The sequence below is a fragment of the Streptomyces sp. NPDC051452 genome, assembly GCF_044454765.1.
Lineage (GTDB): Bacteria > Actinomycetota > Actinomycetes > Streptomycetales > Streptomycetaceae > Streptomyces.
Window position 1 is genome coordinate 1 of the sequence record NZ_JBITEB010000027.1, and the last position, 25,472, is coordinate 25,472.

The 25,472-nt window shown below is 69.7% G+C and carries 20 protein-coding genes; 4 read left to right on the plus strand and 16 right to left on the minus strand.

Translation table 11 applies throughout. The features are described from left to right. Positions 1 to 256: 256 nt before the first annotated feature. The 3 genes from ACIBA9_RS36830 to thyX form a co-directional block, all read right to left on the minus strand. Complete coding sequence (locus tag ACIBA9_RS36830) at positions 257 to 1,942, minus strand: ribonuclease J (RefSeq protein WP_399369945.1); 1,686 nt, start codon at positions 1,940 to 1,942, stop codon at positions 257 to 259. Between the two features lie 157 nt (positions 1,943 to 2,099). Further along, the gene (dapA, locus tag ACIBA9_RS36835) at positions 2,100 to 2,999 is read right to left on the minus strand and encodes a 4-hydroxy-tetrahydrodipicolinate synthase (RefSeq protein WP_362164469.1); all 900 of its coding nucleotides are present in this window, start codon (positions 2,997 to 2,999) and stop codon (positions 2,100 to 2,102) included. Between the two features lie 210 nt (positions 3,000 to 3,209). Further along, positions 3,210 to 3,950 (minus strand): FAD-dependent thymidylate synthase, encoded by a 741-nt coding sequence (thyX, locus tag ACIBA9_RS36840; RefSeq protein ID WP_399369948.1) that lies wholly within the window; start codon positions 3,948 to 3,950, stop codon positions 3,210 to 3,212. Between the two features lie 195 nt (positions 3,951 to 4,145). Here thyX and ACIBA9_RS36845 point away from each other — a divergent pair, with 195 nt between their 5' ends. Both ACIBA9_RS36845 and ACIBA9_RS36850 read left to right on the plus strand, forming a co-directional pair. Beyond that, positions 4,146 to 4,388, plus strand: coding sequence for a hypothetical protein (locus tag ACIBA9_RS36845; protein ID WP_399369950.1), 243 nt, complete (start codon positions 4,146 to 4,148; stop codon positions 4,386 to 4,388). Positions 4,389 to 4,504: 116 nt separating this feature from the next. Further along, positions 4,505 to 5,080 carry a hypothetical protein gene (locus ACIBA9_RS36850; RefSeq protein ID WP_399369952.1) on the plus strand — a complete coding sequence of 192 codons (576 nt, stop codon included), beginning with the start codon at positions 4,505 to 4,507 and terminating at the stop codon, positions 5,078 to 5,080. A 250-nt stretch (positions 5,081 to 5,330) separates the two neighbouring features. On the opposite strand, the gene ACIBA9_RS36855 is transcribed toward ACIBA9_RS36850, so the two are convergent. The 5 genes from ACIBA9_RS36855 to rpsO all read right to left on the minus strand — a co-directional run bounded on the left by ACIBA9_RS36855 (position 5,331) and on the right by rpsO (position 10,898). Further along, positions 5,331 to 5,783 (minus strand): hypothetical protein, encoded by a 453-nt coding sequence (locus tag ACIBA9_RS36855; protein ID WP_399369954.1) that lies wholly within the window; start codon positions 5,781 to 5,783, stop codon positions 5,331 to 5,333. Between the two features lie 11 nt (positions 5,784 to 5,794). Next, the gene (gene dapB, locus ACIBA9_RS36860) at positions 5,795 to 6,547 is read right to left on the minus strand and encodes a 4-hydroxy-tetrahydrodipicolinate reductase (RefSeq protein ID WP_399369956.1); all 753 of its coding nucleotides are present in this window, start codon (positions 6,545 to 6,547) and stop codon (positions 5,795 to 5,797) included. 44 nt (positions 6,548 to 6,591) lie between these two features. Beyond that, positions 6,592 to 7,971 (minus strand): M16 family metallopeptidase, encoded by a 1,380-nt coding sequence (locus ACIBA9_RS36865; RefSeq protein ID WP_399369958.1) that lies wholly within the window; start codon positions 7,969 to 7,971, stop codon positions 6,592 to 6,594. Then, entirely contained in the window at positions 7,968 to 10,193 is a 2,226-nt protein-coding gene (locus tag ACIBA9_RS36870) for a polyribonucleotide nucleotidyltransferase (protein ID WP_362164483.1), read from the minus strand. Before ACIBA9_RS36870 ends, ACIBA9_RS36865 begins: the two co-directional genes overlap by 4 nt. A gap of 417 nt (positions 10,194 to 10,610) precedes the next feature. Further along, a complete protein-coding gene (gene rpsO / locus ACIBA9_RS36875; protein ID WP_362164485.1) occupies positions 10,611 to 10,898 on the minus strand; it encodes a 30S ribosomal protein S15 in 288 nt (95 codons plus the stop codon). 307 nt (positions 10,899 to 11,205) lie between these two features. Here rpsO and ACIBA9_RS36880 point away from each other — a divergent pair, with 307 nt between their 5' ends. Next, positions 11,206 to 11,517, plus strand: coding sequence for a DUF397 domain-containing protein (locus tag ACIBA9_RS36880; RefSeq protein ID WP_399369961.1), 312 nt, complete (start codon positions 11,206 to 11,208; stop codon positions 11,515 to 11,517). A gap of 81 nt (positions 11,518 to 11,598) precedes the next feature. Here the strand turns inward: ACIBA9_RS36880 and eccD are convergent, their stop codons facing one another. Beyond that, positions 11,599 to 13,107: a type VII secretion integral membrane protein EccD gene (eccD, locus tag ACIBA9_RS36885; RefSeq protein WP_399370015.1), complete on the minus strand. Its 1,509-nt coding sequence runs from the start codon at positions 13,105 to 13,107 to the stop codon at positions 11,599 to 11,601. Positions 13,108 to 13,444: 337 nt separating this feature from the next. Here eccD and eccCa point away from each other — a divergent pair, with 337 nt between their 5' ends. Next, positions 13,445 to 17,419: a type VII secretion protein EccCa gene (gene eccCa / locus ACIBA9_RS36890; RefSeq protein WP_399369963.1), complete on the plus strand. Its 3,975-nt coding sequence runs from the start codon at positions 13,445 to 13,447 to the stop codon at positions 17,417 to 17,419. 95 nt (positions 17,420 to 17,514) lie between these two features. Here the strand turns inward: eccCa and ACIBA9_RS36895 are convergent, their stop codons facing one another. The 7 genes from ACIBA9_RS36895 to ACIBA9_RS36925 all read right to left on the minus strand — a co-directional run bounded on the left by ACIBA9_RS36895 (position 17,515) and on the right by ACIBA9_RS36925 (position 25,467). Then, complete coding sequence (locus ACIBA9_RS36895; RefSeq protein ID WP_399369965.1) at positions 17,515 to 19,665, minus strand: protein kinase; 2,151 nt, start codon at positions 19,663 to 19,665, stop codon at positions 17,515 to 17,517. 112 nt (positions 19,666 to 19,777) lie between these two features. Continuing rightward, positions 19,778 to 21,946 (minus strand): protein kinase, encoded by a 2,169-nt coding sequence (locus ACIBA9_RS36900; protein ID WP_399369967.1) that lies wholly within the window; start codon positions 21,944 to 21,946, stop codon positions 19,778 to 19,780. 99 nt (positions 21,947 to 22,045) lie between these two features. After that, positions 22,046 to 23,044, minus strand: coding sequence for a serine/threonine protein kinase (locus ACIBA9_RS36905; RefSeq protein WP_399369969.1), 999 nt, complete (start codon positions 23,042 to 23,044; stop codon positions 22,046 to 22,048). Then, a complete protein-coding gene (locus tag ACIBA9_RS36910; RefSeq protein ID WP_399369971.1) occupies positions 23,041 to 23,178 on the minus strand; it encodes a hypothetical protein in 138 nt (45 codons plus the stop codon). Before ACIBA9_RS36910 ends, ACIBA9_RS36905 begins: the two co-directional genes overlap by 4 nt. Before the next feature lie 192 nt (positions 23,179 to 23,370). Continuing rightward, positions 23,371 to 23,670, minus strand: coding sequence for a WXG100 family type VII secretion target (locus ACIBA9_RS36915; RefSeq protein ID WP_399369973.1), 300 nt, complete (start codon positions 23,668 to 23,670; stop codon positions 23,371 to 23,373). Between the two features lie 76 nt (positions 23,671 to 23,746). Further along, positions 23,747 to 24,097 (minus strand): WXG100 family type VII secretion target, encoded by a 351-nt coding sequence (locus tag ACIBA9_RS36920; protein ID WP_399369975.1) that lies wholly within the window; start codon positions 24,095 to 24,097, stop codon positions 23,747 to 23,749. A 131-nt stretch (positions 24,098 to 24,228) separates the two neighbouring features. Further along, on the minus strand, positions 24,229 to 25,467 hold the full coding sequence (locus ACIBA9_RS36925) for a S8 family serine peptidase (RefSeq protein WP_399370017.1): 1,239 nt from the start codon (positions 25,465 to 25,467) through the stop codon (positions 24,229 to 24,231). Positions 25,468 to 25,472 lie beyond the last annotated feature (5 nt).

Genomic DNA, 25,472 nt, shown 5'->3' on the forward strand with positions numbered 1-25,472 from the left:
GACTCTATCAGATCTTTTCTCGATCCGATTTCCTCGGTGCTTTCCAGGTTCCCGCTTTCGCGTTTCCCTTTCCGGCGGTTCCGACTTTATCAGAAGTTCTGAGTCGGATTTCCCGCCCCCTCCAGGAACCATGTCCAGCGCGTGACGCGCTCGGGTTCCCGGTTGGGCGGAGCCGTAAACGTACTGGAGCGGGGCGCCCCGATGCAAATCGAGGGGCCCCGCTCCGGGTTCACGCGAGCGAGCGGCCGTCGGACCGTCAGACCTCGACGACCACCGGCAGGATCATCGGTCTGCGGCGGTAGGTGTCCGAGACCCACTTGCCGAGGGTGCGGCGGATGAGCTGCTGGAGCTGGTGAGGCTCCACGACGCCGTCCTGGGCAGACCGCTCCAGGACTTCCGTGACCTTGGGGAGGACCGCGGCGAAGGCCGAGTCCTCGATGCCGGAGCCACGGGCCTGGACGTGCGGACCACCGGTGATCTTGCCCGTCGAGGAGTCCACGACCACGAAGACCGAGATGATGCCCTCGTCGCCGAGGATCTTGCGGTCCTTCAGGGCCGGCTCGCCGACGTCGCCGACGGAGAGGCCGTCGACGTAGACGTAACCGGCCTGGACCTTGCCGGAGATCTTGGCCTTGCCCCCGATCAGGTCCACCGCCACGCCGTCCTCGGCGATGACGATCCGGTCGTGCGGCACGCCCGTCAGTGCGCCGAGTTCGGCGTTGGCACGCAGGTGGCGCCATTCGCCGTGCACCGGCATCAGGTTTCTGGGGCGGCAGATGTTGTAGAAGTACAGCAGCTCGCCCGCGGACGCGTGGCCGGAGACGTGCACCTTGGCGTTGCCCTTGTGGACGACGTTGGCGCCCCAGCGGGTCAGGCCGTTGATCACTCGGTAGACCGCGTTCTCGTTACCGGGGATCAGCGAGGACGCCAGGATGACCGTGTCGCCGTCGACGATGCGGATCTGGTGGTCGCGGTTGGCCATGCGGGACAGGGCGGCCATCGGCTCGCCCTGGCTGCCCGTGCAGACCAGGACCACCTCGTGGTCGGGCAGGTCGTCGAGCGTCTTGACGTCGACCACCAGGCCCGGCGGCACCTTCAGATAGCCGAGGTCCCGCGCGATGCCCATGTTGCGGACCATGGAGCGGCCGACGAACGCGACCCGGCGGCGGTACTCGTGCGCGGCGTCCAGGATCTGCTGGATGCGGTGGACGTGGCTGGCGAAGCTGGCCACGATGATCCGCTTGTTGGCGTTGGCGAAGACCGTGCGGAGCACGTTGGAGATGTCGCGCTCGGGCGGGACGAAGCCCGGAACCTCCGCGTTTGTGGAGTCGGCGAGGAGGAGGTCGATGCCCTCCTCGCTCAGCCGCGCGAACGCGTGTAGGTCGGTGAGCCGGTTGTCCAGCGGCAGCTGGTCCATCTTGAAGTCGCCGGTGTGCACGACCATGCCGGCGGGGGTGCGGATCGCGACCGCGAGGGCGTCCGGGATGGAGTGGTTGACCGCGATGAACTCGCAGTCGAAGGGGCCGACGCGCTCCCGGTTCCCTTCCGCCACCTCCAGGGTGTACGGGCGGATCCGGTGTTCCTGGAGCTTGGCCTCGATCAGGGCGAGGGTCAGCTTGGAGCCGATCAGCGGGATGTCCGGCTTCTCGCGGAGGAGGAAGGGAACACCACCGATGTGGTCCTCGTGGCCGTGTGTGAGGACGATGCCCTCGATGTCGTCGAGGCGGTCCCTGATGGACGAGAAGTCCGGCAGGATCAGATCGATTCCAGGCTGCTCCTCCTCGGGGAAGAGCACTCCGCAGTCGACGATCAGCAGACGGCCTCCGTATTCGAAGACCGTCATGTTCCGGCCGATCTCGCCGAGACCGCCGAGCGGGGTGACCCGGAGGCCGCCCTCGGGGAGCGGCGGGGGCGTACGGAGTTCAGGATGCGGATGACTCAAAAGACTCTCCTCAACCATGCGCGCCACGTACCGGTCGGGCACGTGGCGCGTATGACGTTCGTGCGTAAGCAGTTGTCGTTGTGGGATGCGGGCACCGGTGGCCCGCGTATGCGGTTGTGTGTTCAGTTGTGAAGTTCGGGTGGTGCAAAGTCTGTTGTCAGAGCTGTACCCCGCCGGCAGCAAGATCGATCTTGAGCTGGGCGATCTCCTCCGGCGAGCACTCGACCATGGGGGCGCGCAGCGGCCCGGCGGGCAGGCCCTGAAGGGCGAGCGCGGCCTTGGCGGTCATCACTCCCTGTGTCCGGAACATACCGGTGTAGACAGGGAGCAGCTTCTGGTGGATCTCGGTGGCCTTGACGACGTCGCCCGAGGCGTAGGCGTCGACGAGGGCGCGCAGGTCGGGGGTGACGAGGTGGCCGACGACGGAGACGAAGCCGACCGCGCCGACCGAGAGGAGGGGCAGGTTCAGCATGTCGTCGCCGGAGTACCAGGCGAGGCCGGACTGGGCGATGGCCCAGCTGGCGCGGCCGAGGTCGCCCTTGGCGTCCTTGTTGGCGACGATCCGGGGGTGCTCGGCGAGCCGGACGAGCGTCTCCGTGTTGATCGGGACGCCGCTGCGGCCGGGGATGTCGTAGAGCATGACCGGCAGGCCGGCGGCGTCGGCGACGGTGGTGAAGTGCCGGTACAGACCCTCCTGCGGGGGCTTGTTGTAGTACGGCGTGACGACCAGGAGGCCGTGGGCGCCGACGCGCTCCGCCTCGCGGGCCAGCTCGATGCTGTGGCGGGTGTCGTTGGTGCCGACGCCGGCCACCACATGGGCGCGGTCGCCGACCGCTTCCACCACGGCTCGTACGAGATCCGATTTCTCCGCGTCACTGGTGGTCGGGGACTCGCCGGTGGTGCCGTTGACGATCAGGCCGTCGTTGCCTGCGTCCACCAGGTGGGCGGCGAGCCGCTGCGCGCCGTCGAGGTCGAGTGCGCCGTCCGCCGCGAAGGGCGTGACCATGGCGGTGAGGACCCGCCCGAAGGGGGTCTGCGGAGTGGAGGTCGGAGCCATGGACAACACGCTACTCGGTGCTTAATGCGGGGTCTGCCCTAGGGGGCTGGGCAAGTCAGGGCAAATAAGGAGCCCGGCACTGCCTGCTCGGGGGTTCAAGCAGTGCCGGGTCCGTTTGATCAGGCTAGATGAACTTCTCTAAATGCCGCAATACGGACACTTCGCGAGGCTGACCCGTACATCCGTTCCGAGAGGGGGAACAAGGCTTCGCTACGGGGCCACACGTCCGTTCGCATTGAAGGCGGCGTAGGTCAGCGGCATGAGCTTCGCCCACTCCGCCTCCATCTTCTCGCCGACCATCTCGATCTCCCGCTGCGGGAACGACGGCACCTTGGCCAGCTCGTGCTGGGTGCGCAGGCCGAGGAAGTGCATCAGCGAGCGGGCGTTGCAGGTGGCGTACATCGAGGAGTACAGGCCGACCGGGAGGACCGAACGGGCGACCTCGCGGGCGATGCCGCGCGCGAGCAGCTCCTGGTACGTCCGGTAGGCCTGGCGGTAGGACTCCTCCATGGCGCCGCCGAGCACCTCGTGCTGCTCCTCGGTGCCCTCGACGAAGACGTACTTGCCCGGGCGGCCCTGCTGGACGAGCTTGCGAGATGTGTCCGGGACGTAGAAGACCGGCTGGAGCTCCCGGTAGCGGCCCGACTCCTCGTTGTACGACCAGCCCACCCGGTGCCGCATGAACTCGCGGAAGACGAAGATCGGGGCGCTGATGAAGAAGGTCATCGAGTTGTGCTCGAACGGGCTTCCGTGCCGGTCGCGCATCAGGTAGTTGATCAGGCCCCTGGAGCGCTCCGGGTCCTTGTCCAGCTCGTCCAGGGACTGCTCCCCGAGGGTCGAGACACGGGCCGCGAAAAGCACGTCGGAGTCGGCCGCGCTGTGCTTGACCAGTTCGACGGTGACATCACCGCGCAGATCGATCTTGAACTCGTCGTCCGGGGTGCGGGTCACGAGGGTCCTTCCATCACTTCTGGGTTCGTGCCCACTGTATCGGGGCACCCGCCGCCCACCGGACCAGTGACCTCACCGTGCGACGGGACGAGTTTTCCCGACATGGGCACCTTTTGTGCCACTGGAGCGTCTGTATCGGTGAGGACCACACATTCGATCCACACGTCCGATCCCGAGAGGAGAGGTGCTCCCCCCATGTTCCGTCGCCGCGAGCCCGTGCCCTTCGCCTTCCTGGCCGAGGCCGACCGGTTCCGCAGCAATGTCACTCCCCCGCCCCCCGCGCGGGCGTCCTTCGGCGAGATGGCCGGGCGCTGGCTGCTGGGCCTGACCCTCGTGGCCGGGCTGACCGGCGCGCTGGTCGTCGGTACACCGGCGCTGTCCACACCGTCCAGTACACCGGCGCAGCAGTCGCAGGCGTCCCAGTCCCAGGGGCACTGACCCTTCGGCGCTGCCCCTTCCGGACTGACCCTTCCGGACGCTCACGGCTGGTGGGCGTCGATCCGGCCGGATAATCTCACCGCACAGCCCACGCGTGGAGCGAGTGAGGACCAGCCGTGCCCCTGCCCTTTCTGACGGCCGACCGTACCTTCGAAGCGGCATCCGAGAGCGCGCTGCCCTATGACGACCGGGAGCGCTGGCGCCGCCCCTACCGCCCGGGACCCTGGCGGGTGGGCGCGGCGGCCCTCGGGCTGCTGCTCGCCTCGTTCGTACTGTTCGCCTCGGTGCTCATCGCCCTGACCGGCTCGGTGTTCTACTCCGAGGGCTCCTCCCCCGCGTGGTCGGTGATCCTCGGCGTGGGCCTGCTCCTCATCGCCGGCGCGCTGCGTCTGCTGCGCTCGGGGGTGTGGGTGAGCCGGCACGGCCTGCGCCGGGTCGGTCTTCTCACGACGCGGACGGTGCCGTGGGCTCGGGTCGTCTCCGTGCGGACGGTGCAGCAGCCGGTGCGCTGGCTGGGACTGCCGCGGACGGTGCAGGGACAGGCGCTGGCGCTCGTGCGCGAGGACCGGCGCCCCGAGGACACGGCTCCGCTGCTGACCACGCACGGCCTGGACTTCCTGGGCCGCCCGGTGGGCTTCGACCGGGCGGCGGACACGGTGGAGGCGTGGGCCGCGGAGTACCGACGCGCCTGACCGCGCCGCCCGCGCCTCTCCCCCACGACCGCGAGCCGGATGCCGTGACGGATCCGCGCCGGCCGCGTGTGGCGGGTCCGCGTCGGCCGCGTGTGGCGGTCCCGTGGGCCGGGTCGCCCGGCCGTGCGCCATGGCCTGTCGTCACCTTCACGTCGTCGCCCGAAGGGCAGACGGGAACGTGACGACAGGTTCTAAGCCTCGATACCTTCACGTCGTCGCCCGAAGGCAGACGGGAACCTGACGGCAGGCCCTAGGCCTCGATCGTTGTGCCGTCGTGCAGGGCGATGGCGCGCTGCATCGCCTTGCGGGCACGCGGGGTGTCGCGGGCGTCGTGGTAGGCCACGGCGAGCCGGAACCAGCAGCGCCAGTCGTCGGGGGACTCCTCGGTCTCGGCCTTGCGCCTGGCGAAGACCTCGTCGGCCGAGTCACGGTCGACGCGGCCGCCCGCGGTGCGCTTCAGCTCGTCGACGGGCAGCCCGCCCTCGGCGTCGAGTGCGGCGGCGAGCTGGTTGGCCCGGCGGACGAACTGGGTGTTCTTCCACAGGAACCACACGCCGATGACCGGCAGGATGAGCACCGCGATCCCGAAGGTGACGGTGAGGACCGTGCCGGACTGGATGAGCATGACGCCCCGGCTGCCGACCAGGACGAAGTAGAAGACCAGGACGGCGGCCGTGACGAGATAGGTGATCTTGGCGCGCATGACTCTTCGGCTCAGCTCAGGTCCAGGAAGTGCTCCAGGCCGAATGTCAGGCCCGGAGTGGTCACCACGCGGCGGACACCGAGCAGGATGCCCGGCATGAAGCTGCTGTGGTGCAGGGAGTCGTGGCGGATGGTGAGGGTCTCGCCCTCGCCGCCGAGCAGTACCTCCTGGTGGGCCAGGAGACCGCGCAGCCGGACCGCGTGCACCGGGACCCCGTCGACGCTGGCGCCCCGGGCGCCGTCCAGGGCCGTGACCGTGGCGTCCGGCGCGGGAGCAGTACCGGCCGCCCGGCGCGCGTCGGCGATGAGCTGGGCGGTGCGGGTGGCGGTACCGCTCGGGGCGTCCACCTTGTTCGGGTGGTGCAGTTCGACCACCTCGACCGACTCGAAGTAGGGCGCCGCGATCTGCGCGAACCTCATCGTCAGGACGGCGCCGATGGAGAAGTTCGGCGCGATGAGCACACCGGTGTCCGGGGACTGCTCCAGCAGTCCGGTCAGCTGCGCGAGGCGTTCCTCGGTCCAGCCCGTCGTGCCGACGACCGCGTGGATGCCGTGGCGTACGCAGAAGTCGAGGTTGCCCATGACGGAGGCGGGGGTGGTCAGTTCGACGGCGACCTGGGCGCCGGTCTCCGCCAGCGTCTCCAGTTTGTCGCCCCGGCCGAGGGCGGCGACCAGCTCCATGTCCTCGGCGGCCTCGACCGCCTTGACCGCCTCGGAGCCGATCCGGCCCTTGGCGCCGAGGACCGCCACGCGCAGCTTGCTCATCTTTGCTTCCTTACCGACTTGGCGAATTGCGACGACGGAGGGGTTCAGGCGACGGCGTCGTGCAGCCGCGCGGCCTGTTTGTCCTTCAGCGGGCCGATGACCGACAGCGAGGGGCGCTGCCCCAGGACGTCCCGGGCGACCGCGCGGACCTCGTCCGGGGTGACCGCCGCGATCCGGGCCAGCATGTCGTCCACGGACATCTGCTCGCCCCAGCACAGCTCACTCTTGCCGATACGGTTCATCAGCGCGCCGGTGTCCTCCAGACCGAGGACGGTGGAGCCCCGGAGCTGGCCGACGGCTCGGCTTATCTCGTCGTCGGAGAGACCGTTGGCGGCGACCTGGTCGAGTTCGTCCCGGCAGATCCGCAGCACGTCGTGCACCTGGGCCGGGCGGCAGCCGGCGTACACGCCGAACAGGCCGCAGTCGGCGAAGCCGGAGGAGTACGAGTACACGCTGTACGCCAGGCCGCGCTTCTCCCGGACCTCCTGGAAGAGGCGCGAGGACATGCCTCCGCCGAGGGCCGTGTTGAGCACGCCCATGGCCCAGCGCCGGTCGTCCGTGCGGGCGAGGCCGGGCATGCCGAGGACGATGTGCGCCTGCTCGGTCTTGCGGCCGAGCAGCTCGACCTGGCCGGCCGTGCGGATCGTACGGCGTCCGTCGCGCGGGGCGACGGGCTGGGCGTCCGGGCTGTCGAGGGCGCCGGCCTTCTCGAAGGCGGCGCGGACCTGTCGTACGACCTTGTTGTGGTCGATGTTGCCGGCGCAGGCCACCACGAGGTGCGTGGGGTCGTAGTGCTTCTTGTAGAAGCGGCGGATCCGGTCGGCGGTCAGGGCGTTGACCGTGTCGACCGTGCCGAGGACCGGGCGTCCGAGGGCGTTGTTCTTGAACATGGTGTGCGCGAACAGGTCGTGCACACAGTCGCCCGGGTCGTCCTCGGTCATGGCGATCTCTTCGAGGATCGCGCCGCGCTCGACGTTGACGTCCTCTTCGAGGATGAGCGAGTCGGTCAGCATGTCGCAGACGACGTCGATGGCGAGCGGCAGGTCGGTGTCGAGCACGCGCGCGTAGTAGCACGTGTACTCCTTCGCCGTGAACGCGTTCATCTCGCCGCCGACCGCGTCGATGGCCGCGGAGATGTCCAGGGCGCTGCGCTGGGAGGTGCCCTTGAAGAGCAGGTGCTCCAGATAGTGGGTGGCGCCGTTCAGGGCGGGCGTCTCGTCGCGTGAACCGACGTGCGCCCAGATGCCGAAGGTCGCCGAGCGGACCGAGGGCAGGGTTTCGGTGACGATACGCAGGCCGCCGGGGAGGGTGGTCTTGCGAACCGTGCCGATGCCGGCTGTGCCCTTGATGAGGGTTTGGGTACGGGCGACGGCCCGCGCCTCCGAAGAGGTGCGGGCCGTCGCCTTGGAGCTACGGGACGTCACTGGTCGGCGTCGTCCTTCTTGGTCTCGTCGGCGGAGTCTTCCTCGCCCTCGATCACGGGGATCAGGGAGAGCTTGCCGCGGGAGTCGATCTCGGCGATCTCGACCTGGACCTTGTGGCCCACACCGAGAACGTCCTCGACGTTCTCCACGCGCTTGCCGCCGGCCAGCTTGCGGATCTGCGAGATGTGCAGCAGACCGTCCTTGCCGGGCAGCAGCGAGACGAACGCGCCGAAGGTGGTCGTCTTCACGACCGTGCCCAGGTAGCGCTCGCCGACCTCGGGCATCGTCGGGTTGGCGATGCCGTTGATCGTGGCACGGGCGGCCTCGGCGGCCGGGCCGTCGGCGGCACCGATGTAGATGGTGCCGTCGTCCTCGATCGTGATCTCGGCGCCGGTGTCCTCCTGGATCTGGTTGATCATCTTGCCCTTCGGGCCGATGACCTCACCGATCTTGTCGACCGGGATCTTGACGGTGATGATCCGCGGAGCGTTCGGGGACATCTCGTCGGGCCGGTCGATGGCCTCCATCATCACGTCGAGGATGTGGAGACGGGCGTCGCGGGCCTGCTTGAGGGCCGCGGCCAGGACTGAGGCCGGGATGCCGTCCAGCTTGGTGTCGAGCTGGAGGGCGGTCACGAACTCCTTGGTGCCGGCGACCTTGAAGTCCATGTCGCCGAAGGCGTCCTCCGCACCGAGGATGTCGGTGAGGGCGACGTAGTGCGTCTCGCCGTTGATCTCCTGGGAGATCAGGCCCATGGCGATACCGGCGACCGGGGCCTTCAGGGGCACACCGGCGTTCAGCAGCGACATGGTGGAGGCGCAGACGGAGCCCATGGACGTCGAGCCGTTGGAGCCGAGGGCCTCGGACACCTGGCGGATCGCGTAGGGGAACTCCTCGCGCGTCGGCAGCACCGGCACCAAGGCGCGCTCGGCGAGGGCGCCGTGGCCGATCTCGCGGCGCTTGGGGGAGCCGACGCGGCCGGTCTCGCCGACGGAGTACGGCGGGAAGTTGTAGTTGTGCATGTAGCGCTTGCGGGTCACCGGGGAGAGGGTGTCCAGCTGCTGCTCCATGCGGAGCATGTTGAGGGTGGTGACGCCCAGGATCTGGGTCTCGCCACGCTCGAACAGCGCGGAACCGTGGACCCGCGGGATGGCCTCGACCTCGGCGGCCAGCGTGCGGATGTCGGTGACACCGCGGCCGTCGATGCGCTTCTTCTCCTTGATCACGCGCTCGCGGACCAGCTGCTTGGTGAGCGAGCGGTACGCGGCGGAGATCTCCTTCTCACGGCCTTCGAACTCCGGCAGGAGCTTCTCGGCGGCGAGCGCCTTGACGCGGTCCAGCTCGGCCTCGCGCTCCTGCTTGCCGGCGATGGTGAGCGCCTGGGCCAGCTCGGGGCGGACGGCGGCCGTCAGGGCCTCGAAGACGTCGTCCTGGTAGTCCAGGAAGACCGGGAACTCACCGGTCGGCTTGGCGGCCTTCGCGGCGAGGTCGGCCTGCGCGCGGCACAGGACCTTGATGAAGGGCTTCGCGGCGTCCAGACCGGCGGCGACGACCTCCTCGGTGGGCGCCTCGGCGCCACCCTCGACCAGCTTGATGGTCTTGTCGGTGGCCTCGGCCTCGACCATCATGATCGCGACGTCACCGTCCTCCAGGACGCGGCCGGCGACCACCATGTCGAAGACGGCGTCCTCGAGCTCGGTGTGCGTCGGGAAGGCGACCCACTGGCCGCGGATCAGCGCGACGCGGACGCCGCCGATCGGGCCGGAGAAGGGCAGGCCGGCCAGCTGCGTGGACGCGGAGGCGGCGTTGATCGCCACGACGTCGTACAGATGGTCGGGGTTGAGCGCCATGATCGTGGCGACGACCTGGATCTCGTTGCGCAGGCCCTTCTTGAAGGACGGGCGCAGCGGGCGGTCGATGAGGCGACAGGTGAGGATCGCGTCCTCGCTCGGCCGGCCCTCACGGCGGAAGAAGCTGCCGGGGATCTTGCCGGCCGCGTACATCCGCTCCTCGACGTCCACCGTGAGGGGGAAGAAGTCGAGCTGGTCCTTGGGGTTCTTGGAGGCGGTGGTGGCCGACAGCACCATGGTGTCGTCGTCCAGGTACGCCACGGCGGAGCCGGCGGCCTGCTTGGCCAGGCGGCCCGTCTCGAAGCGGATGGTGCGGGTGCCGAAGGCGCCGTTGTCGATGACGGCCTCGGCGTAGTGGGTCTCGTTCTCCACTAGTTCTTTCTCCTCGTCTTCGTCCCTCGGCTGCCCGTGTGGCAGGGGGACGGTTGCGGAGAGGCGCGCCGTGCTGTGCGGGCCGGTCTTCGATCGAAGCACCCGGGGCTCGCTTTCCCCCGGGGGCCACTACCGAGGACCGGCGGCGGCTACGTGCGCTTCTCCTCGTTCTGGGGCGTACGTGCGGTACGTGGTCCGTGTCGTACGCGTTCTGTTCCGTGCGGTGTTCTGTGCCGCACGTTGTCCTGCGTCCTGCGTGGTGCTTGTCGTGCGTGGTGCTTGTCGTGCGTCTTGCCGTGTCGTGCGTATTTCGTTCTGCTACCACACTACAAAGCGTGTATGACACTTCGCACGTTTCCGCACGTACGGCAAAGGGAGCGGTCCCCGATCTGCTCGGGACCGCTCCCTTCACGCGTCTTACTTGGCGCCCGCCGCACCGCGGCGGATGCCGAGGCGCTCGACCAGGGCACGGAAGCGCTGGATGTCCTTCTTCGCCAGGTACTGCAGCAGGCGACGGCGCTGACCGACCAGGATCAGCAGGCCACGGCGGGAGTGGTGGTCGTGCTTGTGGGTCTTGAGGTGCTCCGTCAGGTCGGAGATCCGACGGGAGAGCAGAGCGACCTGGACCTCGGGGGAGCCGGTGTCACCATCCTTGGTACCGAACTCGCCGATGATCTGCTTCTTCGTAGCGGCGTCGAGCGACACGCGTACTCCTCATAGTCTGTGACTGGCCGACCGAGCGCCCCCGGTCTTCATCTCGGGGAAGCTTCCATGACTCGGAAGGCGGCATCCGCTGGGCGCGGCCTCAGGGACCTCGACGGTCCCGGGGGTGCGTACACAAGCGGCCGTCACTCAGGGTACCAGGGCCGCCGGACGCCCCTGCCCGGGCCCCTCCCGACCCCGCCGCGCGGCCACCGCCCGCCCATGTCGGCAAACCGCTGACCAGGGGGAACCGGGGCCAGTAGGGTGACCGCACAGCCCGCCCGTACTCAGGGGAAGGACCACAGCCGCGATGGCCGACGTCGACGACAGGGAACTCAAGGCACGCAAGGAGCGGGAGAGGGACGAACTGTACGCACTCGACATCTCCGGCGTCGAGTGGCACAGCGCGCCGGGCACCGAGGAGCACGAGGAGCGGGTCGAGATCGCCTACCTGCCCGACGGCGCCGTGGCGATGCGTTCCTCCCTCGACCACGGCACGGTCCTGCGCTACACGGAGGCGGAGTGGCGCGCGTTCGTCCTGGGCGCCCGGGACGGGGAGTTCGATCTGGAACCGATGCCCGAGGGTGGGGCGGGCGGGCGGCGAGCGCCGCGTGAGACGTGAGATGAGGGCGGCACGCCTGCGTGCCGCCCTCTTTGCGCACCCGTTGTGCGTACGGACGCCCCTCTGACCCGTGTGGTGCTTCTAGCTGGTCATCGCCCGCGCCTGCGCGTACACGTCGAACACCGCCAGTGCCAGTGGGATCAGCGTGAGCAGGACGAAGCTCTCGGCGATCTCCAGGAAGCGCCCCCAGAACGGGGTGACGCCGCGTCGCGGAGTGATCAGACCGATCGCGGTGACCAGGACAGTGGCCGCGCCGACGGCCGCAGCGAGCCAGACGCTGCGGATGTCGAGGGCGGTGGTGTCGCCCCGCAGGGCGTCGATCAGATAGCCCTGGGGCGGGTTCAGGGCGAGCCCGAGGCCGAGGAAGACGATCGCGGCGAGGCCCGCGGCCAAGGTGGCTCCGACCTGGGCGGTGTAGCGGAAGAGGTGTGCCCGCATGAGCATGGCCACGCCCGTGGCCAGGGCGAGGAGCTGGGCCCAGGTGTTGCTGGAGAAACCGAGGACGATCGACGCGCCGACGGCGACGAGCGCGCAGCCGCCGACCAGGCCGACGAGGAGTTCGTGGCCTCGCCGGGCCTGGGCCGCCACGCGCTCGGCGTCCACGGGCTCCTGCGGGGCGGGCTCGCCCGTCTCGTAGCCGGCGCGAGAGGGGTTGGGCGGTTCGAAGCCGATGGGCAGTCGAGCGAACCGCATGGACAAGCCCGGCAGGAAGGCCAGCGCCACGACGGACAGGGGGGCGCAGACGGCGGCTGTCTCGATGGGCCTCAGCTCGGTGAGGATCGCCACGAAGGTGGTGACCAGACCGATGGCGGACGCGAACACGAACGCCACGAAGGGTCCGTCACCGCCCGGCGAGACCAGGGTGAGCACCAGGGAGGCGATGAGAAGCGCCGTGCAGGCGAGCAGGAACTGGAGCCGCCCGATGCCCTGGCCGTCCGCGAGGGAGAGCAGCCCCGAACCGGCCACGCCGACGTTCGGCAGGGCGCCGAGTCCGAGCGCGACCGCGGAGCCCCGATCGTCGTACACACGCGCGCGTACGCATGCGATGGTGATCAGGAGGACGCCGGCGACTGCCGCGATGATGCCCTGCAGGCTGTGCATGTCGTGGCGGACCTGGGAACTCCAGGCGACGAAGGCGAGCAGCGCGGGCAGGATGCCGCCCGCGACGAGACCCGCGGCACGCGTGAGGTCGCCGCTCCACAGGGCGCGGTCGCGGGTGACGGCGGCGGCCACCGCCTCGGAGACGTCGTCGAGGACGGCGGGCGGCAGCGACTCGGCGAACGGGCGCAGGGTGAGCAACTCGCCGTCGAGGATGCGCTGCGCCGTGAAGGACCGGGCGCCGTCGAGGACGGTGCCGTCCCGCCGGACGAGGTGGTAGCCCACCGGTGCGCCCTCGGCGGGGCTCTGCTGCGACAGGCGCAGGATCTCCGGATACAGGTCGGCGACCGGCACGTCGTCGGGCAACGCGACGTCGATCCGACTGTCGGGCGCCACGATGGTGACCCGGCAGAAGCCGAATCCCATGCCCGCCCCGGAAGGGGCTCCGGTGCCCGGTCCGCCGGTCGCGCCGGCCGGCGCGGAGGCCGTCATGCTCACCTGCTGTTCCCCCTCGTCGATGGCGGGGCGGCCCACGGTGCCGCCGCGCACCCTTTCGCCCGTAAAGATCCTGTGTAGGTTGTGCGGCGCCGCACGCTCCGCCGGTCGACCGAGCGGCCGCGTCCGGGAACTGCGGGGCGGCGCCTGCTTCGAACCGTTGCGGATTGCCCGGGTTTTCCCAGAACGATTCGCAACTGCTCACGCGTATCACCGGCACCCTACCGCCCGTCGTTGCCGGTAAGTGTCAGTAGGATCGCGCTGCGCGGTCGACGTCCGCCTGACACGGGGCGGCGGACGAAACATCTCGGTCCGGCAAGGGAATTGGTGCGTAGTGAGCCACATCGTCGTCAAGCGCCCGCCGCGGGCACTGCCGAAGGAAGTGCCCACGGACGAGGTCGTACTGCAAGCTCCGCCGGAACTCCCGCGCGGACAGCAGGAAGGCGCCCTGATGCAGCTCCTGCCCATGCTCGGCATGGGCGGTTCCGTGGTGTTCCTCTTCAACCCGCAGGCCCAGCCCTTCATGAAGATCATGGGCATGGTGATGGTGGCGTCGACGATCGGCATGGGCATCTCGATGCTCATCCGCTACCGCCGTGGCAACCAGGGGCAGATGGCCGACCTGCGCCGTGACTACCTCCGTTATCTGTCGCAGACGCGGCGTTCCGCCCTGAACGTCGCGAGGGCCCAACGCGACGCCCAGTACTACCTGCACCCTTCACCGGAGCAACTGTGGGCGCTGGTCGCCGAGGGCAGCCGGGTGTGGGAACGACGCCCCGGCGACGAGGACTTCGGGCAGGTGCGGGTGGGTCTCGGCCCGCAGGCGCTGGCGACTCCCCTGATCCCACCGCAGACCGCCCCGGTCGATGAGCTGGAGCCGTTGACCGCGGGAGCCATGCAGCGGTTCATGGCGACGCACAGCACTCTCGACGACCTGCCGATGGCCGTCTCGTTGCGCGCCTTCTACCACGTCACCGTCAGCGGCGAGCCGACCACCGTGCGCGGTGCCGCCCGTGCCGTCACCGCCTCCCTCGCTTCCCTGCACTCCCCCGAGGACCTGGTCATCGCGGTCGTCACCGGTCGCGAGTCGGCGCCCGCCTGGGAGTGGGCCAAGTGGCTGCCGCACGTACAGGCTTCGGGCCTCGCGGACGGCGCCGGCAGCGTTCGTCTGATCACCACCGACCCGGTGGAGTTGGAGGACCGCCTCTCCTCCCTCCTTCAGGGCCGCCCGCGCTTCCACCCCGACGCGTCGCCGGTCGCCGAGCAGCCGCACCTGGTGGTCGTGCTCGAGGGCATCTCCCTGCCGTCCACATCACTGCTGGCCAACCCCGAGGGCCTGCAGGGCGTGACGGTCCTGGAAGTCGTGCCCGGCGACCTCACGATCGGCCGCGGTGATCTCTCCGTCGTCGTGCAGCCCACGGAGCTGCGCCTGGAGTCGGCGCACGGCATGGTCTACGAGGGGACGCCGGACGTCCTGTCGTACGAGGCTGCGGAAGCCCTTGCCCGGCAACTGGCTCCGCTTCGGGTGGTGTCGGGCGGTGACGATGACGAACCGCTGCTGGCCAACCTGGAGTTCACGGATCTGCTGAACCTGGGGGACGCGGCGTCGGTCGACCCCAAGCGGACCTGGCGACCGCGCTCGCAGTCGGAACGCCTGCGCGTGCCCATCGGTCTGGGCGAGGACGGCCGCCCGGTCATGCTCGACCTGAAGGAGGCGGCCCAGGAGGGTATGGGCCCGCACGGCCTGTGCGTCGGCGCGACCGGTTCCGGCAAGTCGGAGCTGCTGCGCACCCTGGTGCTGGGTCTGGCCGTCACACACTCCTCGGAAACGCTGAACTTCGTCCTCGCGGACTTCAAGGGCGGCGCGACCTTCGCCGGGATGGCGCAGATGCCACACGTGGCGGCCGTCATCACCAACCTCGCCGACGACCTCACCCTGGTCGACCGCATGGGCGACTCGATCCGCGGTGAGCTCAACCGCCGCCAGGAGATGCTCCGGGACGCGGGCAACTACGCCAACATCCACGACTACGAGAAGGCGCGGGCGGCCGGCGCCCCGCTCCAGCCGATCCCGTCCCTGGTCCTGGTGATCGACGAGTTCAGCGAGCTGCTGACCGCGAAGCCGGATTTCATCGAGATGTTCGTGCAGATCGGCCGCATCGGCCGCTCGCTGGGCGTCCACCTGCTGCTGGCCTCCCAGCGCCTGGAGGAAGGCCGGCTGCGGGGCCTGGAGACCTATCTGTCGTATCGCATCGGTCTGCGGACGTTCTCGGCGGCGGAGTCGCGCGCCGCGCTCGGCGTCCCGGACGCCTACGAGCTGCCGAACGTCCCCGGCTCCGGCTTCCTGAAGTTCGGCACGGACGAGATGGTCCGGTTCAAGGCGGCGTACGTCTCGGGGGTGTACCGCACGGGCTCGCAGCAGGCGGCGGCGTTGGGTGGCCCACTGCCCGTCGACCGCCGGCCGGTCATCTTCACGGCGGCCGACGTCCCCCTGCAGTACGTGCCGATTCCGCGGCAGCGCCGGGAGGCGCCCGAAGAGCGGCAGGACGACGCGCTGGCCGACACCGTGCTCGATGTGATCGTGCGACGCCTCGAGGCACAGGGTCCGGCGGCCCACCAGGTGTGGCTGCCCCCGTTGGACAGTCCGCCCTCGCTCGACGCACTGCTGCCCGGGCTCGCGCCGGTGCCGGGCCGCGGCATGACCCAGCCCGGCTACGAGGGCGCGGGCCGGCTCGTCATTCCGGTCGGCCTCGTCGACAAGCCGTACGAGCAGCGGCGCGACCCGCTGTGGGCCGACTTCGGCGGCGCGGCCGGTCACATGCAGATCATCGGTGGTCCGCAGTCCGGCAAGTCCACCCTGGTGCGTTCGCTCATCGCGTCCTTCGCGCTCACCCACACCCCCCACGAGGTGCAGTTCTACGGACTGGACTTCGGTGGTGGCGGCATGGCCGCGGTGGCCGGCCTGCCGCACGTCGGCGGCGTCGCCTCCCGCCTGGACCCGGAGAAGGTGCGGCGCACGGCGGCCGAGGTGTACGGCGTCATGACCCGTCGCGAGGAGTACTTCCGGTCCGCGCGCATCTCCTCCATCGCGGAGTTCCGCTCCCGCCGTGCCCGCGGCGACATCTCGCTGACCGACCAGCCCTGGGGTGACGTCTTCCTGGTCATCGACGGCTGGGGCAACTTCCGCACGGACTACGAGGCCTTGGAGCCGCTGGTCCTGGACATCGCCGCGCGCGGTCTGGGCTACGGCATCCACCTGGTCCTCACCGCCTCGCGTTCCATGGAGGTCCGGGCGAACCTCAAGGACCACCTGATGAACCGCCTCGAGCTGCGGCTGGGCGATCCCATGGACTCCGAGATCGACCGGAAGGTCGCGGCCAACGTTCCCACCGGCGTGCCGGGACGCGGCCAGACCCCACAGAAGCAGCACTTCATGGCAGCGGTTCCGCGCATCGACGGCCTCTCCTCGGACACGGACCTCGCGGAGGCTACGACCGCCCTCGCCGCCGAGGTGACCCGCCACTGGCAGGAGCCGGGCGCGCCGGAGGTGCGTCTGCTGCCGCGCGAGTTCCCGGCGACCCAGCTTCCTCCGGGTGACCGTTTCCCGAACCGGGGTATCTCCTTCGCCCTGGACGAGGACAACCTCGAGCCGGTGTACGTCGACTTCGAACAGGACCCCTTCTTCCTGGTGTTCGGTGAGAGCGAGTCCGGCAAGTCGAATCTGCTCAAGCTGATCATCAAGCGGCTCACCGAGCGCTATGACGGCAACGCCTGCAAGTTGTTCGTCGTGGACAACCGCCGCTCCCTGCTGGGCGTGACCCCGCCGTCCCACCTGGCGGAGTACATCCCGATGTCGAACCAGATGCAGCACCACATGGACGCGCTGGCGGACCTGATGCAGCGGCGCACCCCGACGGCGGACGTGACCCCGGAACAACTGCGCAACCGCAGCTGGTGGCGGGGCCCGTCGGTGTTCGTCGTCATCGACGACTACGACCTCGTGTCCACGTCGAGCGGCAACCCGCTGGCCGGCCTGACGGAACTTCTGCCGTTCGCGCGGGACGTCGGTGTCCGCTTCGTCATCGCGCGCTCCACGGCGGGCGCGAGCCGGGCCGGTTACGAGGCCTTCATGCAGCGCATCAAGGAACTCGGCGCCCAAGGCGTGGTCCTTGCCGGAGATCCGGCCGAGGGCGAGGTGCTCGGTGGGGTGCGTCCGCGGCCGATGCCGGCGGGGCGGGGTGTGTTCGTGTCACGGAAGCGGGGGAAGCCGATGGTCCAGATCGGCATGGTCCCGGAGGAGACGGGCTGACGACCGTCCGAGCCGGGCGCCCGACCGCGCCCACCGTTCCGGCCGGCGGGGTGGCCAGCTCGGACCGCGTCGGCCTGTTGCCGTCGTCAGCCGCTTCAGAAGGTCGTCAGGGCGTCCACCGCGTCGTCGTGCATCAGGAACAAGCGGTTGCCCGCCGTGGCAAAACGGCCGGTGGTGAACTTGGGGATCTCGTATAGCCATGCCTGATCCCCGTCGGCCGCCCGAGCGGTCTTGAGCACCATCCCTGCCGTCTCCGTCAGGCCGTAGTCGATCGCCCACACACCCTGGTGAGCCAGCACGATGCGGCTCTTGTCGGCGGCGGTCATCGGCCGGACGGCGACACCCGTGCGTTCGGGCGTCCACATGCGACTACCGTCGCGCTTGTCCACGCGCTGGGGGTAGCTGCCCTCGGTCGCGTACACCGCGTCGCTGTACACCACGGGTGAGCCCCAGCCGTCGCGGTCGTCGCCGCCGCCCGACCTCGCGCTCCAGATCGTCTGTCCGTCGCTGAGCCGACGGGCCTCCAGCGACTTGCCGTTGAAGTACACGGTGTCACCGTAGGCCGCCGCGCGGACCACAATGCCGTCGTCCGTGAAGTGCGCGGTCCGCGTCCACACCGTGCGGCCGTCGCTCGTCCGGACGGCGAGAACACTGCCGTCGGCAGCCGCTACGACCAGCCTGCCGTGTCCGACGGCGCCGGGAGTGATCAGATCCTTGCGGAAGTCCGCGGGGACGGTCGCGGTCCAGCGGACTCTCGCGTCCGCGCGGCCGACACTGCTCAGCCTGCCCCGCTTCGTGAGGACGTAGACCGCCTCGGCGTCGGCACCGAGCAGGGTCGCGGCCTCGGCCGCCGGGCAGGTCCACTTGGGTTCTCCGGTGGAGGGCACGAAAGTGCGCAGCGTGCCCTCGCCGTCCGTGCCGACGACCAGCCGGTCCGACAGGGAGAGGTAGCCGCCCTTCGCCACGATGCTGGATGCGGTCCAGCGCTTCCTGCCGTCCCTGACGTCGTGCGCCGTGATGCCACCGCCCGCCGCTCCGAAGACCAGGACGTCTCGCACGGGCAGCAGCACCGGTGAGTAGACGTCTGCCACCTCCGCCATCGACCAGATGCCGGACGGTTGGCCGTACTGGAGCGCGCTCTTGCCGGGCGGATGGTCCAGTTTTCCCAAGGGGGTGCGCGCGGCCGGCGGGATGTCGAAGGGATCGCTCTTCCTGGGCGGGGGTGCCGTGCCGCCCCGCCGGTCGAGCCACCAGGCCGTCGTACCGCCTCCGGCCGCGAGGACCACGCCGGCCGTGGAGAGGCCGGTGAGGAGCCGGCGGCGGGTCACCGTGGTGGGTGCCTGCGCCGGCTGTGCGGTGATCAGCGTGGTCAGCCGGTGGGCGTCACTCTCTCGCTCCCTGATGGCGTCCGCGATCCGCCCCCGCCGCCAGACCCGATCGGCGCCCTTCGGCACCGCCATGGCCTGAGCGATCCGCGGGGGCAGCGGGCGGGCGCAGGGGTCCTTCGCGAGACAGGGCACGACCAGCTCCCGCAACTGCGGTGACATGCCCTCCAGTCGGGGCTCGCCGTGCACGACCTCGTACTGCAGCGCCGCCACGTGGGCGCCGTCGAAGGCCCGGCGGCCGGTGGCGGCGAACACGAGCACGGCACCGAGCGAGAACACGTCGGCCGAGGGCGCGACCCGTCGCCCGAGCACCTGCTCGGGCGCTCCGTAGCCCGGGGTGACGGGGATCTGCCCGGTGGTCGTGAGGGTGAGCCCGTGTTCCGGCCGCGCGATCCCGAAGTCGATGACGCGTGGCCCGGCCGAGGTCAGCACGATGTTCGGGGGCTTGAGATCCCGGTGGATGAAACCGGCCGTGTGGATGTCTGCGAGGGTTCGCGCCAGCGAGGCGGCCAAGGCGCGGACGGCGGGCTCGGCGAGCGGACCGTGCGTCTCGACCACCTGCTCCAGGGTGAGCCCCGCGAGGTACTCGGTGGCGATCCACGGCCGCGTTCCCTCGGTGTGCGCGCCGAGGACGGCGGCCACTCCCCCGCTGCGCACGGCCTGCGCCGCCTGCGCCTCACGTACGAAGCGCTGGGCGAGGTCGCAGTCGTGGGCGAGCTCCGGGCGCAGCACCTTGACGGCGGCGAGGCTGCCGGCGCCGTCCTGGCCGAGGTAGACCTTGCCCATACCGCCCTCGCCCAAGACCCCCAGCAGGCGGTAGGGGCCTAGACGGAGCGGGTCGCCGGTGCCGAGGGGGTCCATGGTGGGGTCTTTCTCAGAGAGGGTGAGGTGGATGTGGTGCGCGGTCCGAGGTGCGCACCACGCGGTCCGCTGGGAGCGGTCCATGGCGGTTTCGGCGATCAGATTCCCGCGGCTATTCGAGCGGGTACGCCGTGAGCCACTGGGGGTCCACACCGATGACGAGGTTCGCCTGGGCGTCCACGTGGAGCCGCTCGGCGGCCGACTTGTACGTCAGGGCCAGGCCGTGGGACGCCAGGGAGATCGCCCGCAACTGCAGTCCGTTCCTGTAGTAGGCATACCGGGTGCCGACGACGGGCTGCCAGCCCGTGTACGCCTGGTCCGCCTCGAGGGTGTCCTCGGTCCACAGGGTCCTGCCCCGCCCCCGGTCCACCGCCCGGAGCCCGAGGCCTTCCCCGACGGCGTAGAGCACACCGTTCTTCAGCGTCGGCGGGCTGTATCTCTGCCCGTCCCCGGTGGCCCACACCTGTGCCCCGTCGCTCAGGCGAAGAGCCCGGAGCCCGGCACCACCGAGATAGAGCCGCGTGCCGTCCGCGGCGATGTCGCTTCCGAGGGCATCGGGTTCGTCGGCATCGCACGGCCTGTCCCAGACGACGGCTCCGCTGCCGGTGTCCCGCACGACGACGTGTACCTTCTCGCCCGCCGTCTCCTGGAAGGTGACCAGCCGGTCACCGACGACCTTCGCGGCGAGAAAGTGCCGCCGACGGCTCTTACTCGACCGTTTCGGCAACGGCTTCGTCCAGAGCGTCTTGCCCGTCTTCAGGTCTGCGGCGCGCAGGGTCCACGTCTGTGCCTCGTGGAAACCATGGTCCGCGGGCGCCTTCCCGTGGCCCACCGCCACATAGGCGACGCCGCCGGAGACGCAGAGCATCTGGTTCGGCATGATGTCGTACGTGGTGTCCGCGAAGCGGGTCGAGGTCGGCGCCTCGTACTCCTGCTTCTCGTCCCAGGTGGCGATCGCCGTCGACAGACCGTTGCCGTCGTAATCCCGGTTCAGCATGTAGAGCCGCCCGTTCTCCACGGCCGACTGCCACCAGTTGAAGGCGATCAGGACCCTGTGCGCCTGGCCGGTGGCCGGGTCGATTCGTGCGGCGGTCGCGTTCAGGGCCAGCCAGACGGACCCATTGGCGTGGTGGGGTGTGACCAGGCCCCATCCGAGTACGTCGAGGCCGCCGCCGTACTGCCACATCGCATCGAGGTTGCGCGTCTGCCGGGGGGCCTTCCGGGCCGGCGACGAGGAGGCGCGTCCTCGGTACCACCATGCGCCGCCACCCCCGGCCGCGGCTGCCGCGAAGGCACCGCCCGCGGCCAGGAACCCGCGGCGTGAGAACCTCCGCCGGCCGGCCGTCGCCGTGCTCGCGGAGGGCTCGGCCTGCGCCACGGGTGCGGGCAGTCGCTGTGGCGTCAACCCCCAGACGTCGGCCGCCCGCCGTCCGAGGTCAGCGAGCAGCCCGTCAGGCAGGTGGTCGGCGAACTCACCTCCACCGTCGTGGAGTTGTGCCGCGAGCTGGGCCACCGTGGGACGCTCCGCCGGTTCCTTCGCCAGGCAGCGGGCGAGGAGTGGAACCAGTGCTGCCGGACAGCCGCTGAGGTCCGCTTCGGCATACCGCACGCGGTACAGCAGGTCCGCCGCCTGCCCGTGCCCGAACGGGGCATGTCCGGTGGCCGCGTACACCAGCACGCCGGCGAGCGCGAACACATCACCGGCCGCATCGTGGTCCTGGCCGGTCGCCTGCTCCGGTGACATGAAGGCGGGTGTACCGACGGCCGCACCGGCGCGTGTCAGCCGGTCGTCGCCGATCGCCCGTGCGATGCCGAAGTCGATGACCTTCGGGCCGTAGGCGGTGAGGAGGATATTGGACGGCTTGAGGTCGCGATGTACGACGTCCGACCGATGCAGTTGGCCGAGCGCCGCGCACAGGGCGGCGCCCAGGGCCCGCACGGACTGCTCGGGCAACGGCCCATGGGCCTCGACGGCCTCGTCCAGCGGGGGCCCGAGCACATACTCCGTGGCCAGCCAGGGCGTCTCCGCGAGCGGATCCGCGTCCACCACCTGGGCCCCGAAACGGCCGCCGATGACCCGGGCCGCGTCCGTCTCCAGTCGGAAACGGGTACGCGCGGCCGGATCGGTGGCTGTCGCGGCATGCATGGTCTTGAGGGCGACGGTACGTCCACCGGCGGAACGCGCCACATAGACGGTGCCCATGCCTCCACTGCCGAGCCGGGCGACGAGCCGGTACGGACCGAGGGTTACGGGGTCGTCGTGGGTGAGGGGAGTCGGCATGGGGGTTCTTGTCGTCTGTGCGGGAGTCGGGCGGGGGCGGGGATCAGAAGTGGTCGAGGAGGAGGCGTCGGTGGCTCGCGGCCGGCCGGGGGTCCGGGGTCAACGGCTCGGGTGGAGTGCCGGGGACGGTCCGCTTCCGGGGGGCGGCCACGATGGTGCCGGCGATGCCGCCCGCGCCGGCAGTCGTACCTCCGCGGCGAGCACGGACGCTGACTGGTGGACGATTGCGGCAACGAGTCGTGCGGGCAGCCACCCGGGTCCGAGCAGCGCGTCCGCCCGGGTGGGCGCCGCGAATCCGGTAGGGGCGCCCACCCGGGCATCGCCCAGCAACTCACCGACGATTTCGGACAATTGAGGCCGGTGAACCGGGTCGCGAGACAGGCAGCGAGCGACCAGGGTGCGCAGCGCCGAAGGCAGCTCCTCACGTTCCGGCATGGTGTGTCCCGTGGCCGCGTACGCCAGCGTCGCGCCGAGCGCGTACACGTCGCCCAGGGGACGGGGCTGACCGCCCGCGGCTTGCTCGGGTGGCAGACTGCCGGGATCGAGGCCGGGCAGGTCCTTCCGTGCGGCACCGTCCGGCGCGGCGGCCCGTACGGCACCGAAACAGGTGAGTCTGGGGCCGTCCGTGGCGATCAGCACGGAGGACGGGCAGAGCCCGGCGTGGGACAGATTCTGTCCGTGCATCAGGGAGAGGTTCTCGGCCAGCGCGACCGCCAGAGCGCGCACCGTCCGCTCGGGCAGCGGGCCGCCGTGCACGGCGAGAGCGAGAGGCAGCGGCAGCGCGGGGAGGTACGGACGCGCGTGCCAGGCCGGTTCGCCCGGGGCGGACAGCTCGTTGGCCGGGAGGACCCAGGGCCCCAACAGATAGCGGGAGACGTCGGCCTCGGTCATGAAGCGCTGCGGGTCGACCGTCTCCAGAGGCTTGCTGAGCAGCACGGTCCGGTCGCCGTCCGGGCTACGGGCGATGTAACGGTGCTCGGAGACGGGCGTGTGTGCCGTCACACCGGTGTCCACCCGGGTGACGACGGTGTAGGGACCGATCCGGCGCGGGTTGCCGCGCGAGTCCGGGCCGGTACCGGTTGCGCTCGAAGACGTCACCTGGCGTCCAGGGATCGTACGACGGCGAGGGCCGCACCGCCGATCACGACCTTTGCGGGGACGGCGTCGAGGGGGATCCTGGTTGTGCCGGTGTAGTTCGACTTCGACGCGGCGGTACTCGGAACGAAGCCCATTGTCACGGCTGTCAGGGCACCGACGACCGCATCCGCCCCACACACCCGTCTGCCGATCATGCCCTTCGGAAGCATGACGTCTCTCCCCGTTTCCTCACCGCGCCCGACCATCACCTTTTCCGCTCGGCACAGCGGAAGGGTGGGCGCCTCCCGCGCGCGCCCACCCTGCCAAATGCTGCTGCGAGCCGCGGCCTACCGGAAGTAGCCGGCCGCCTTCTTGTCGCCTTCCATGTACGTACCGCCGGACTGGGCGACGACATGGCCGATACCGGTCAGGGCCTGGTGGATGTCGTTCGCCTCCTTGTCCCAGCGGTGCAGCTTCTCGTTGAAGGTGTCCTGGGCCTGACCCTCCCAGTACTGCAGGCTGCTCACCACCAGCCTGCGCAGCTCCTGCAGATCCTGCTCGAGCTGGCTCGCCTCATTACCGATCTTGGTCGCCGCGACGTCGAGACCGTCATAAGTGACGGACAGTCCCTCACCGTTGTTGGCCATGCCTGTTCCTCGTCTCGCTGGTGTGTGCCTGGTGGATGCGCCGGCTGCCCGGCAGCCGTCCGGTGTCTCGCTCGACTCAGTAGGAGTTCAGGGCAGAGGTAGGAACCGTGGAAGCGCCGTCCTGGAGGTCGATCTTGTTGACGGCCGCGCGCACCTCGTCTTCCTTGCTGTCCTTGATGTTGCGCGTCGAGGTCATCGCCTCGACGACGTCACCGAGGATGTTGCCGATGTTCCGCAGAGACTCGTTGATCTCGTACTGCTTCCGGTCGAACGCGGCACGGCCGATACCGTGCCACTGACCCTCCAGTCCGTCGATCACGCCCTGCAGTCCGTGCACGCGCTTCTGGATGCCCTCGTACTTCTCGACCATCTGCTTCTGCAGATGGACTACTGCTGCATCTTCAAGCTTCTGCTTGCCGCCGGCCATGTCAGCCCGCCCTTTCTGTCTCTGTCTCTTCGGTCAAACTGTCTCGTCCCACACCGCTCAGTGCCGCACGGCGCGGGGGACGTACTGCCTGCCCTGCTCGAACAACGCGGGGCTAAGGCCGGCTCACGGCGTCACCTGGCACGCCGCGCCCGCATGACGGCCACACCCACACCGCCGATCACGATGACCGCGGCGGCGGCGCCGAGGGCGACCCAGAGCGTGTTGCTGTCGTTCGACGAGTCCGTGCTTGATCCTGCCGCCGAGGTATTGCCGGAAGAACCCTCTCCCGGGGCTTGTGACGGGGTTGATGCAGAAGCAGAAGGCGAGGGTGACGTGGCGGTTCCGGACTTCGCCAGCAGATCGCCGTCGTTGTACTTCGCCAGCGGGTCGACATGCGCGGGGCCCGCGCCGTACTTCGGGTTCTCCAGGACCAGACGCGGACGGATGAACCCGTAACCGGCATACCTGCTGGGGTCGTTCTTCGCCCACGTACGACCCGCCGTGTCGATCAGGGAACGGGTCACCTGATTCACCGTCCAGTCCGGGTGGGCGGACCAGATCAGGGCGGCGGCCCCCGAGGTGATCGCGGCCGCCGAACTCGTGCCGTTCACGTTGTCGCAGTACGAGCGGAAGGTCGCGTCACACCATCCGGGGAATCCCTGGCCCGGGGCCGAGAGATCCACGTAATTTCCGGAGGAGGAGAATTTGGAGACCGTGAGGGATTTGTTGGCTGAGGCGATGCCCAGCACGTACGAGTACGCGGCCGGGTAGCCGATGTCGTCCCCGTTTCCTTCCTTGCGGCCGTCATTGCCGACAGCCGCGATCAGCAGCTTGCCCTTCGAAGCGGCGTACTGAATCGCAGCCTTCTCTTCGGAACTCGGCCCTTCTGCGCCGAACGACATGTTGATGATCTTCGCATCAGTATCGGCTGCCGCGCGGATCTCTTCCGTGGTGCCGGGCGTCTTCCTCTTCTCCTCAGCCCCACCCTTGAATCCGTCGAACACGGACCGATACGGGATGATCTTCGCCCCCGGGGCCAAACCCTTGAGGCCACCCCCCGCTCCCGTACCGGCGATCAGCTCCGCCATGGTCGTTCCGTGACCGAGGTAATCGTCCGTCGCTCGGTACGCGACCGACTTGGGGACTTCCTCGGTCAGGACCTGCCCCTTAAGTGATGGGGTATTCGCGTTCACTCCACTGTCGATGACAGCGACCTTCACGCCCTTCCCCGTACTGACCTTCCACATCTGTTCGGCCTGCATCGGCTCCAGATACCACTGCTTCGGCTGAACGTCAGAAGCGGCGGCGCTCGGAGCGAGGCCAAGGGCGACGGTCGCCAGGACGCCGACGGCCGCGCCCACGGCGCGCACTCGCC

Bases quoted from the DNA above. Each gene is read 5' to 3' on its own strand.
- dapA (WP_362164469.1), bottom strand. From the start codon at position 2,999: ATGGCTCCGACCTCCACTCCGCAGACCCCCTTCGGGCGGGTCCTCACC.
- ACIBA9_RS36845 (WP_399369950.1), top strand. From the start codon at position 4,146: ATGTTCCGTCGCCGCGAGCCCGTGCCCTTCGCCTTCCTGGCCGAGGCC.
- ACIBA9_RS36855 (WP_399369954.1), bottom strand. From the start codon at position 5,783: ATGCGCGCCAAGATCACCTATCTCGTCACGGCCGCCGTCCTGGTCTTC.
- dapB (WP_399369956.1), bottom strand. From the start codon at position 6,547: ATGAGCAAGCTGCGCGTGGCGGTCCTCGGCGCCAAGGGCCGGATCGGC.
- ACIBA9_RS36880 (WP_399369961.1), top strand. From the start codon at position 11,206: ATGGCCGACGTCGACGACAGGGAACTCAAGGCACGCAAGGAGCGGGAG.
- eccD (WP_399370015.1), bottom strand. From the start codon at position 13,107: ATGACGGCCTCCGCGCCGGCCGGCGCGACCGGCGGACCGGGCACCGGA.
- ACIBA9_RS36895 (WP_399369965.1), bottom strand. From the start codon at position 19,665: ATGGACCCCCTCGGCACCGGCGACCCGCTCCGTCTAGGCCCCTACCGC.
- ACIBA9_RS36900 (WP_399369967.1), bottom strand. From the start codon at position 21,946: ATGCCGACTCCCCTCACCCACGACGACCCCGTAACCCTCGGTCCGTAC.
- ACIBA9_RS36910 (WP_399369971.1), bottom strand. From the start codon at position 23,178: ATGGGCTTCGTTCCGAGTACCGCCGCGTCGAAGTCGAACTACACCGGC.
- ACIBA9_RS36915 (WP_399369973.1), bottom strand. From the start codon at position 23,670: ATGGCCAACAACGGTGAGGGACTGTCCGTCACTTATGACGGTCTCGAC.
- ACIBA9_RS36920 (WP_399369975.1), bottom strand. From the start codon at position 24,097: ATGGCCGGCGGCAAGCAGAAGCTTGAAGATGCAGCAGTAGTCCATCTG.